This window comes from Agrobacterium sp. DSM 25558, assembly GCF_900100825.1.
Taxonomy (GTDB): domain Bacteria; phylum Pseudomonadota; class Alphaproteobacteria; order Rhizobiales; family Rhizobiaceae; genus Agrobacterium.
In genome coordinates this window covers 16,935-27,691 of record NZ_FMUD01000012.1, presented here as the reverse complement: position 1 = coordinate 27,691, position 10,757 = coordinate 16,935, and the positions used below count along the sequence as shown (strand labels likewise).

The window sequence follows — 10,757 nt, the reverse complement described above, 5'->3', positions numbered from 1 at the left end:
ACGATATGCGTGTGGTGGTCAGTGCCAGTCGGTTTCCAGAAGCGCGCGCGTTTCCTTCACGGCCACATCCCAGATATCAAGCATGTCTTCGTCCGGTCGCTGGTAGAGTCCATGATAATTGCCATCGCCCAGCAGTTCGCGTTTGCGGGCAGCGCCGACGCGCGCCAAAGCAGCGTAGTCGATCTGCGGTTTGGAGGCGTCCGGCTGGCGTTGGTCCGTCGTGCGTGTCCATGGAAAGTTTTCCATCCATGAGGCATGCGAAGCGGCAGGATCGATCTCCTGCACCCTGGCCAGCGTCTTGGGTGCTCGCCACCAGTCATGGAATTTGACGGATGCATCCGGGTGCGTGTTCAGCCACTCGGAAATGACGGTCGTGGCTGGCACGTTGCCACCGTGGCCGTTGACGACGAGGATGCGGCGGAAGCCGGAACGGTACATGCTGTCGAGCAGATCTTTGATCACGCCGATATAGGTGGAAAGCGACAGGGTCAGCGTTCCCGGAAAGGTCGCAAAGGACGACGCCAAGCCATAGGGCATGACCGGGAAAACCGGAATGCCCAGCGGCTCGGCGGCATCGATCGCGATCTTCTCGGCAAGGATCATGTCGGTGGCGAGACTGAGATAAGCGTGCTGTTCGACGCTGCCGATGGGTAAAATGCAGCAATCGTTTTCCGCGACGCGCTCTTCAACCCGCATCCAATTCATGTCGGCTATCTTCAACTCGCTATCCTCATTCTCATTTGCGACGCAAACGCGCAAAGAACGTCTACCATTTGGCGTTTCAGCACAATATTTGTGCTTTTTGCCTATCTGCGCCTCATCAAACAAAGTTCTAAATGGAACTAAAAAAAGAAATTGACAGCCATTTAATCCCGCGTCAAGTTCCATACGGGACTAAAATGAATTTCAGCGAAGCGAGGGTGGATTGCGACAATCACGGGGACCAACACTGGATGCTCTGCTGCGGGAAGGTGGCAAAGTCGCTGCCGGAAGCCATGGCGTGGAGGACCTTGTCTCCGTCAAGCTCTGGCAAAATCCCTGTTGGCTGTCGTTTCGCTTCAACTTTCTGGCGCTGCAATTCAACGAGCCGATTTATCGGCTGATCGAAAAGGAACACGGCATTCCGCGACCGGAATTCGTCGTTCTCTATTCGCTCGGCCTGTCCGACGGGCTGACCGCCAGCGCCATTTGCAGTTCCTCCGGCTTTCCCAAGAATACGATCAGCCGGGCCATCCAGAAGCTTATCGACAAGAACATCATCCGCCGCGAAATCGACCAGACGGATTTGAGAAGTTTTGTCCTCTACATCACCGACGAAGGCAAACGTATCGTCGAACAGGCGATGCAGCCGATGGTCGAGCGCGAGAAGGCGATGGTCTCATCGCTGACGCCCGCCGAACAGCTGATGCTGTCGGAGCTGCTCGCCAAGGTCGTCGTGGATTCACCGAACTGGCCCCCTATGACAACGACAGAGGAGAACGAAGAATGATAATCTCGAAAACATTCCGCACAGCCGTGCTTGCAACGGCATTGCTCGGCGGCTTTTCAAGTGCCGCCCTTGCCGCGGATCTGACAATCGGCGTACGCGCCGGACCGCTGTCGATCGACCCGGACTTCACCGCCGCCGGCACCCACGCCGAAGCGATGAAGCATATCTACGACTCGCTGATCAAATCCGGCAACAACCTCGAACTCGAGCCTGGCCTTGCCACCAGCTGGACCGCGATTGACGACAGCACCTGGGAATTCAAATTGCGCCCAGGCGTCAAATTCCATGACGGATCTGACTTCACCGCCGAGGACGTGAAATTCTCCATCGAGCGCATTCCGCGTGTTGCTGGCCCGAACCCGACCACGATCTATGTTCGCCGCGTGAAGGGTGTCGAAATTGTCGATCCGTTGACTATCCGCGTCAAGACAGACGGCCCGGCTCCGAACCTACCGAATGATTTCATCCGTCTGTTCGTCGTCTCCCACATCGCCGCCAAGGATTATTCCGACAGCGCCGAAAAGGCGTCCGAAGGCTTCAATTCCGGCAAAGCTGCCATTGGCACCGGCCCTTACAAGTTCGTCTCGTGGACGCCGAAGGAACAGCTCGTTCTGGAACGGTTCGATGGTTACTGGGGCGGCAAGGAGCCATGGGATAAGATCATCCGCAAGGAACTGCCGAACGATGCTGCCCGCGTGGCACAGCTGAAGGCCGGTCAGGTCGATCTCATCGCCCGTATTCCGGCCTCCGACGTGCCGACGCTGGAGCAGGATTCGAAGCTCACCATCGTTCGTCAGGACAGCGTCTACCTGTTCAACATCGCCTTCGACTTCCGCGACAAGTCACCGCAGATCAGTGCCAAGGACGGCTCTCCGCTACCGAAGAACCCTTTTACCGATCCAAAAGTGCGTGAAGCTTTCGATCTGGCCATCGACAGGGAAACCATCACCGAAATCGCCATGGAAGGCATGGGCACGGTCCAGTCGCAGCTCGTAACGCCGAACATCTTCGGCTACAATCCGGATGTTAAGCCGACAAAGTCTGACGTGGATAAGGCGAAGGCTCTGCTTGCTGAGGCGGGTTATCCCGACGGTTTCAAGGTGACCTTCTCCTTCACCAATGACCGTCTTCCCGGAGACAAGGATGCCGGTACCACGATTGCGCAGATGTTGACCGCGATCGGCATTCAGGTCGAAGCCAATGCCCAGCCCGGGGCTGTCTATTTCCCCGCCAACACGCGCGGCGATTATTCGCTGACCATGTCCGGCTGGGGAACACTGACAGGTGAAGCCAACTATACGCTGTCATCGCTGGTTCACACCAATGAGCCTGCCAAGAAGCTGGGTGCCTTCAACATCCGCGGTTACTCGAACCCAGCACTAGATAAGCTGATCGAGCAGGCCGGTGTCGAAATGGACGCTGGCAAGCGCGAGCAGTATCTCAAAGATGCCAACGCAATCGTGGCCTCTGACCGCCCCAACCTGTCGATTGCCTCGATCATTTCGGCCTGGGGCATGAAGAAGGCAATCACCATCGTGCCGCGTTCGGATGAGGACACGCTGGCGATGAACATTCGTCCTGCGAAGTAAGCTGCACAGACTTTACAGACCCGGCCGGGCAAGATTTTGCCCGGCTGATTTCGTTGAAGGTAAGGAAAGATAATGGGCAAGATCGCACTGGCAATTCACGGTGGTTGCGGCGTCATGGCAAAGCTCGGTCTGACTGACGCGGAGTGGGAAGCCGCCCGCGTCGATCTTGGCCATGCCTTGAATGCCGGGTGGGCCGTGCTCCAGGCCAATGGTTCGGCGCTTGATGCTGTGCAAGCAGCGGTCGTGGTGATGGAAGACAGCCCGCATTTCAATGCTGGTTATGGAGCTGCACTCAATGCCGCTGGCGAGCATGAACTCGATGCCTCGATCATGGACGGTGCGACGCTGGAAGCCGGTGCCGTGACGTTGGTCAGACGCATCCGCAATCCCGTCAAAGCTGCGCGACGCGTTATGGAGAAAGGTGATGCCGTGTTGATGGGCGGAAGCGCCGCCGATGATTTTGCCGAGGCAGAAGGTCTCGATATCGTAGAACCGACCTATTTCACCACCGAAAAGCGCGTCAAAGCGCTGGCCGCGATGAAAGCCCATGCGGCGGCTGGCACCGCAGCGGCGGCCAGCGAATCCGAAAAACATGGCACCGTTGGTGCTGTTGCACTCGATGCGGCAGGGCATCTGGCGGCTGCGACCTCGACGGGCGGTTACAACAACAAGCCGGTCGGTCGCATTGGTGACACCCCGATTGTGGGTGCAGGCACCTATGCCAGAGATGGCCTTTGTGCGGTATCCGGAACCGGCAAGGGTGAGTTCTTCATCCGCTACGCGGTTGGCCACGAAGTTGCGAGCCGTATTGGATATTTGAACGAAACCTTGGAACAGGCAGCCTCCGAGGTCATCCAGCACGATCTAAAGCCCCACGGCATCGGTGCCGGGCTGGTCGCCGTCGGTGCTGACGGTTCGATTGCCGCACCTTACAATACGGATGGCATGTTCCGTGGCTGGGTCACGCCGGAGGGCAATTTCTTTGTCGCCACTCATGATGAGGTGTTTTCGCTTGGGGCAGCACGCGGTGGAGTCTCAAGCTGAAAATGGGAAGGTCCAACAATCGTCAGGATGTATGCATCTTACCTATCACCAACTTTCACTGCGTGTTCGCGTTAGAAACGTGTCGTAAGAAACTGGCATCATCCATATTTTAAGGTTTCAATAAGTGCCCGCAGTGCCGGTGGGGATTGTCGCCGGCTTGGATGGTAGAGATAGAACCCCGGGAAAGTTGGGCACCATTCTTTCAGGACCTGAACAAGAGTACCGGAGGCGATTTCCTCTGCGACATCACATTCCATGATATATCCAAGGCCTGCTCCTGCACGTACGGCGGCGGCAGGAATATCTCCGTCGTTTGCCACCAGTGGGCCATTCGTGTGAATCTTGATCTCCTTCCCGTCCTTTTCGAACTCCCATGGCAAAAGCCCACCAGACGTCGTTAGTCGGTAACCTATGCAGGCGTGACGCTGGAGATCATAGGGTGTCAATGGTGGCGGGTAGCGTTCGAAATAGCTTGGCGTACCAACCACGACCGTGCGCATGTCTGGCCCTAGCTTCACCGCAATCATATCCTTGGCCACGGATTCACCGAACCGAATTCCAGCGTCAAAGCCCGAAGCGACAATATCCGTCAGTCCATCATCGATGTTGATCTCGACCTGCACCTCCGGATGAGCCAGCAAGAAGCTCGGTAGTTTTGGCAGCAGCACCATTCGCGCAGCGTAGGCGAATGTCGTTATCCGCACTGTTCCGGAGGGGCTATCGCGCCACTCGGCCAATGCTTCCAGTCCGTCCCTGATCCCTTCCAAGGCTGGATTGAGCGATTGAAGTAACCGCTCTCCTGCCTCTGTCGGGGCAACGCTTCGGGTCGTTCGCGCCAGAAGTCGAACACCAAGCCGTTCCTCTAATCCGCGTACCGCATGACTGAGCGCCGATGGCGACATTCCTAGAATGGCTGCGGCACGCGTAAAGCTGCGCTCACGTGCGACCGCTGCAAACGTCAGAAGATCATTGAGTTCACCGCGTTCCATTGTTGCTTCTGCTCATAAGTTCATGCGTTTCGCAACGGCTAATCCTGTCGGCTCCGAACCGCTACATCATCTGGCAGCAAACATAAAGGAGACCGAAGATGGACCTCACCAGTCACCGAACACTTGGAAAATCCGGATTGATCGTCAGTCCGTTGGCACTTGGTACGATGACGTTTGGTGCCGGCCGATGGGGTGCCAACGAAGAAACGTCGCGGGCACTTTTCGACGCTTATGTCGATGCGGGCGGCAATTTCATCGATACGGCCGATATCTATTCCGGTGGCGAAAGCGAAAAGATGCTGGGCCGTTTTCTTTCCAATAGCGGTATTCGTGACCGGCTGGTGATTGCCACCAAATCCGGTTTTCCGCGCGGGCAAGGTACCCCATTATGGGGCGGCAATGGTGCCAAGAATATCCGGCTTGGGATAGAAGGTTCGCTGAAACGTTTGCAGACAGATTATATCGACATGTACTGGATGCATGTCTGGGATCGTACGACGCCTGCTGAAGAGGTTCTACAAACGCTAGCCGATGCGGTACGCGCCGGGAAAATATTACATTACGGCTTTTCCAACACACCATCCTGGTACGTGGCGAAGGTCGCGACGCTGGCCGAAGCGCATGGATTGCCCAAGCCTATTGGCTTGCAATACGCGTATTCGCTCATCGACCGCGGCGTGGAACTCGATCTTTTGCCGGCTGGGCAGGAATTTGGCCTTGGTATGGTGCCGTGGAGCCCGCTTGCGGCTGGCCTGTTGACCGGGAAATACGGCCGGGACAAAATCGCTGATACAGAGCGCGCGACTGCCCTTCCGGATCGCGGTTCTGAGGTCCTGGAAACTGGTAGCGATGGACGATTGAACGGCGACAATCCGTTCGGTGGCATGTTGTTTACCGAACGAAATTTCGACGTTGTCGATGCCTTGAAAGCCGTGGCATCAGAAATCGGTCGATCACCAGCGGAAGTCGCATTGAATTGGGTGGCGAACCGACTAGGCGTTTCCTCCGTCCTGATCGGTGCCAGCCGCGTTGACAGCTGCATCAAAACATCGCGTCTCTTGATCTGACTATAAGTGATGATCAGCTTGCAAGCTTGGAAAAGGCCACAAGTTTGCCGTTGCTCAACCCGTACTTCATATTTCAGATGCCAACAGAAATGATTTTCGGCGGCCACCAAGTAAGGGAATGGCCGAGGCACGGTTAACTCTAGCGCGGAGTGAGTTTCATGCTGAGCGGCTGGTTTGGCCGTAAGGTCACCTTCATAATTGGTGTCGGCGCTTTCGGCTCAAGTGCGGCTAGCCGAACCTTTTGAAGCACGACAGCAAGAATGACGACGGCTTCCATGACTGCGAAGGCATTTCCGATACACACACGGGGCCCAGCACCAAACGGCATGTAGGCGTAGCGATGTCGTGTCTTGGAAGCCTCCTGACAAAACCGATCCGGATCAAACACGTCTGGATCGGACCAAAGCGATGCGTGGCGATGAACAGCGTAGATCGGCACGATCAACACTGTACCTTCTGGAATGAGGTATTCACCAAGCTGGAAATCTCTGAGAGCCGTTCTGGTTATGATGGGAGCAGGCGGATAAAGGCGCATCGCTTCAGAAAACACTTGGCGCGTATAAACCAGTTTCGATACGTCGTCCGCGGTAACTGATCGACCCTCCGTCACCGTGTCGATCTCGGCTAGAACTTTCTTCTCCACCTTTGGATGCCGGGCAAGAAGGTCGAATGTCCACGCAAGCCCAAGCGCTGTCGTCTCATGCCCTGCTGTGATGAAGGTCATGAGATTGTCGACAATCTCGGCATTGGTCATTGCCCTTCCAGTCTCAGGGTCTGATGCCGCTAGAAGCATATTCACGAGATCGTGGCGGTCGTCGGGATTTTCTCTCCTCTTTTCGATGACGCTGCCGAGGCTTGAGCGCAGGAATTCGACGGCTGCCTGCGCCTTGCGCCTTCCAGGGTAAGGAATCCATTCCGGTGCATGCAAAAGGCCCAGCGCAAAATTCCATCCGGTGGGCTCGAGGAAGTCGGAGATACCCTTCTCAACCTTTGCCACGTCGATACCATGGCCGCCTGACATCATCGTTTCAACGATAATGTCGAAGGTCGTGCGCATCATCTCGTGGCTGATGTCGAGTGTGCCGTTGCCTTTCTCAAGCCACCTGTCGCGGGTGCGCTCAGCCGCCGTAATCATCGTGGGCTGTAGCTCGAGAAGCTTGTCGTGTCGAAACGCGCCTGCGACCGACTGCCGCTGCCACTTCCAGTGCGCCCCGTCTGCGGTCAGCAGCCCCTCGCCAAGCGCCGACCCAAGCGCGCGTCGGACCTGATCGCCTTTGCCCAAAGCATCTGCATTCTTGACCAAGGCCTCGTGGATCAATGCCGGATCGGCCAAATAGACCTTCAACTCCCCGGCTGTCTTGGAGAAAACGAGCGGCTCGTTGAAGACAGATGGAGGCAGCGCATCAAGCGGGTTGCGTAGAATAGCCACCAGCGCGCCAAGCGTGGATTGTGACGTTAAAGGAAAGTCCGTCTTCAGATTGCTATCGGTGTGAGACGCTGTGTCCATGACGTGGGTCCTTGATTGCAAGCGGACGATAAAGTACCAGCCTAAGGTATTCGCATTATTTTGATGTAAGGTGTTCACCTTAAAATTACAATGGGCGGGATATAAAATGGCGGCGGACGCTGTGAAGGGAAAGACAAAGGGCGTCAGTACGCGTGAGCGGATTTTGGAAGCCACTCTAACACTGTTTAACGAAAGGAGCCCCGACCGGGTAACGACCGCCGAAATCGCACGCACGGTCGGCATCAACGAGGGTAATCTCTATTACCACTTCAAAACAAAGGAAGCGCTTCTACGAGCGCTGTTCGAAAAGTTGGAAAGAGATGCGACGGCCTTCATGATGGACGCGGGTTCGAACACCATCACCGAACCCGGCATCTATTCGATTTTCATGCGGCGCTGGTTTTCCATCGTATGGGCACACCGGTATATCTTCCGAGATCTGCCTGGCATAATCGCCATTGCACCGTCCCTCCGTGATCCGACGCGTGAACTCAGCATGAGGATGCGGCTTGTGGTCGAAGGGACGCTTCATCAGATGGCGGATGCGCGTCTGATCGTCGTTCCAGAGGACGATGCCCCACAATTGCTGGCAAATGTCTGGATCGTTTCAACCTACTGGGCTGTATACCTCAGTCTACAGGAGGGGATTGACGATCTTGGACCGGAACATCTTGATTGGGGTCTGAACCAGGTGGCGAGTCTGTTCAGACCCTATTTGTCGGAGGTAGCTAAAACCGAGCTCAAGTCTATGCTCGGTCGCTCCTTTACGCAGACTGAGGTGTCCTGACGCTCCGTGCCTTCAGCTGCGAAGACGGCAGTATCTTTCACCCTCGCTGTTCACTGACGATCAAAACTTTACTCGTGCCGTCAACGTCGCGTTGAAGGGTTCGCCAATCTGGTTGCCGAGCGCCGTGCTACCGATGGATGACGTGTAGTAGGTGCGATCGAAAATATTCTTGAGATTGAGTTGCAGGGTGATTGGGCGCTCAAGCTCGAACGTATATGTCGCAAAAGCATCCACGACGGCGTACCCAGGCAGATCATAGGAGTTATTGTTGATGCCGGCGCGATCACCCACCGCGCGAATACCGCCACCGATTTTCAGGCTGTTGCCTGATGGGCCGACTTCTCCCACATCATAGGCGAGATAAAGCGAGCCGGTGTGGCGGGCAACGTTGACAGGGCGTTTCCCGGCATTTTCACCCTCCAAAACCTCGGCGTCGGTGAAGGCATAACTTGCGATGAAATCGAGGTCATCCGTCAGAGACCCGGCGACATCCACCTCCAAGCCCCGTGCTCTTACCAAGCCTGCGGTTTTGACAATATTGTTAGCGTCGGTATAGGCGACGTTCTCCTTGTCGGATGTGTAGAGCGCAACATTCGCTGTCAGTCCGGAGGGAAGTTCGAATTTTGAACCGACTTCATAGGACACACCCTCTTCCGGCTCCAGATTGCCATAGAGGCTTGCAATGGAGGATTGTGGACGGAAGGTCTTGGCGGCATTAGCATACAGCGAAACGTCAGGCGTCAGCTTGTAGACAATTCCCGCATTTGGAACGAGCGCATCGCCAAAGCTGTCGGTATTATTATTAAAGGGGCGACCTTTGCCGGCCAGCAAATCGTAATATTGATAACGCAGTCCACCGACAACGATCCATTGATCGTTGAGGTGAATCGAATCCTGCACGTAAAGGGAGGCAGTCGACAGTTTTTCTGTCTGGTCGCTATCGTTGTTGGAAACAGTCGTGCACTCCGGCATGTTGCCGTAGACGGGATTGTAAATGTTGAAATTTACAGAAGGAAGGCACCGGATCATATTCGTGCGTAGCGTGTCGCTGTAGTCATAGGATGCCCCGATCAATAGATCGTGTTGCATTCCGCCGATCTCGACGTCGCCTGTCAAATCCGCGCGGACGGCGTGGTTGTAGATCGTCGAGTAGTCAGTTGCATCCGCCCTGCGCGTTACGTTGCCGTTGGTAGCGTTGTAAGCCGTGACACGCGCCTGATTGTCCGAGTAGACATTGCGGCTGTAGCTGTAGTCGATGCCTAGCTTCCAGTTTTCTGATAATTCATGATCAATCTCGACTTGGAAAAGGTCTGATTTCCCGTCGGTGATATTGTACGGCTCATCGAAGCGAATTTTCCTATCAACATTGACCGGACGGCCTGTGGTGTCATCGAAGATGGTGCCGCGATCGAACGGCACGCTGTAATCCTCGTGCATGTAGGTCGCCGTAATTTCGGTATCTTCGCCGGTCCATTTTAGCGACGGAGAAATCAGCCAGTTCTTGGTCTCACCGAAGTTGCGCCAATAATCGACGTCCTTGTACTCACCAATCAGGCGATAGGAGAAGTCTGTTCCTTCTATCGGACCGGTCAGATCCAATCCCGTTGTGCCACCGCCAAAACTGGAGAGACTGCCGTAAATTTCGCCGCCGAACGTATCCTCCGGCTTCTTGGTAACGACATTGACCATACCGCCGGGGTCAAGAATACCGTAAAGCGTGGAAGAGGGCCCCTTGAGAACCTCGACCCGTTCCGTCATGGCATTGAACGAGCGCGGCAGAGCGGTTTTCAAGCCATTTGTCAGGATGGAACCGTCGCGATTATCACCAAAGCCTCGGCGGATGACGGAATCCTGCGTGCCGCCCAGCGTATTCGTCTGCGTCACGCCGCTGACATTGCCCAGCGCTTCATCCAGATTGCTCGCATTCTGGTCTTTAAGAACCTGTTCGCTGACGACATTGACCGCCTGTGGAATGTCGATCAGCGGAGTATCCGTACGTGTGGCGGTACTGGTCGATTTGGGCTGATAACCTTGCGTTGCGCCGGCACCATCTATCACGATAGGCGCGAGCACGGTGGACGTTTCCGATGGATTGGACTGAGCCGCATCAGACTGACGCGAGGTCTTCTTGACCTCGACGGTTTCCTGCGCATTTACAGGCAGGGCGAACATCACACCCGTCAGCGCAATCATGGCTAAAGCCACCGGCCTGTCAAATCTGTCAAATTCCATCGTTATCTAGTCCCCATCAACACGCGTGACATCACCCCAATGCTGGCCTTCTG

Annotated in this window: 9 protein-coding genes; 5 read left to right on the top strand and 4 right to left on the bottom strand. The window is 55.6% G+C overall.

What is annotated here, in order from left to right:
- Positions 1-18 precede the first annotated feature (18 nt).
- A complete protein-coding gene (locus DSM25558_RS12185) occupies positions 19-720 on the bottom strand; it encodes a creatininase family protein (RefSeq protein WP_077105036.1) in 702 nt (233 codons plus the stop codon).
- A gap of 205 nt (positions 721-925) precedes the next feature.
- Between DSM25558_RS12185 and DSM25558_RS12180 the strand changes: the two genes are divergently transcribed.
- The 3 genes from DSM25558_RS12180 to DSM25558_RS12170 all read left to right on the top strand — a co-directional run bounded on the left by DSM25558_RS12180 (position 926) and on the right by DSM25558_RS12170 (position 4,122).
- Positions 926-1,489 carry a MarR family winged helix-turn-helix transcriptional regulator gene (locus DSM25558_RS12180; RefSeq protein WP_083212785.1) on the top strand — a complete coding sequence of 188 codons (564 nt, stop codon included), beginning with the start codon at positions 926-928 and terminating at the stop codon, positions 1,487-1,489.
- Positions 1,486-3,078 (top strand): ABC transporter substrate-binding protein, encoded by a 1,593-nt coding sequence (locus DSM25558_RS12175; protein WP_077105035.1) that lies wholly within the window; start codon positions 1,486-1,488, stop codon positions 3,076-3,078. The genes DSM25558_RS12180 and DSM25558_RS12175 overlap by 4 nt, the downstream gene beginning before the upstream one ends.
- Before the next feature lie 72 nt (positions 3,079-3,150).
- A complete protein-coding gene (locus DSM25558_RS12170) occupies positions 3,151-4,122 on the top strand; it encodes an isoaspartyl peptidase/L-asparaginase family protein (RefSeq protein ID WP_077105034.1) in 972 nt (323 codons plus the stop codon).
- 98 nt (positions 4,123-4,220) lie between these two features.
- Here the strand turns inward: DSM25558_RS12170 and DSM25558_RS12165 are convergent, their stop codons facing one another.
- Complete coding sequence (locus DSM25558_RS12165; RefSeq protein ID WP_077105033.1) at positions 4,221-5,111, bottom strand: LysR family transcriptional regulator; 891 nt, start codon at positions 5,109-5,111, stop codon at positions 4,221-4,223.
- Positions 5,112-5,209: 98 nt separating this feature from the next.
- Between DSM25558_RS12165 and DSM25558_RS12160 the strand changes: the two genes are divergently transcribed.
- Positions 5,210-6,178 carry an aldo/keto reductase gene (locus tag DSM25558_RS12160; RefSeq protein WP_244554177.1) on the top strand — a complete coding sequence of 323 codons (969 nt, stop codon included), beginning with the start codon at positions 5,210-5,212 and terminating at the stop codon, positions 6,176-6,178.
- A gap of 139 nt (positions 6,179-6,317) precedes the next feature.
- On the opposite strand, the gene DSM25558_RS12155 is transcribed toward DSM25558_RS12160, so the two are convergent.
- On the bottom strand, positions 6,318-7,685 hold the full coding sequence (locus DSM25558_RS12155; protein WP_077105032.1) for a cytochrome P450: 1,368 nt from the start codon (positions 7,683-7,685) through the stop codon (positions 6,318-6,320).
- A gap of 106 nt (positions 7,686-7,791) precedes the next feature.
- On the opposite strand from DSM25558_RS12155, the gene DSM25558_RS12150 reads away from it, so the two are divergent.
- Positions 7,792-8,472, top strand: a complete 681-nt coding sequence (locus DSM25558_RS12150) for a TetR/AcrR family transcriptional regulator (protein ID WP_077105031.1) — start codon at positions 7,792-7,794, stop codon at positions 8,470-8,472.
- 60 nt (positions 8,473-8,532) lie between these two features.
- On the opposite strand, the gene DSM25558_RS12145 is transcribed toward DSM25558_RS12150, so the two are convergent.
- Positions 8,533-10,704 carry a TonB-dependent siderophore receptor gene (locus DSM25558_RS12145; RefSeq protein ID WP_083716426.1) on the bottom strand — a complete coding sequence of 724 codons (2,172 nt, stop codon included), beginning with the start codon at positions 10,702-10,704 and terminating at the stop codon, positions 8,533-8,535.
- Positions 10,705-10,757: the final 53 nt, after the last annotated feature.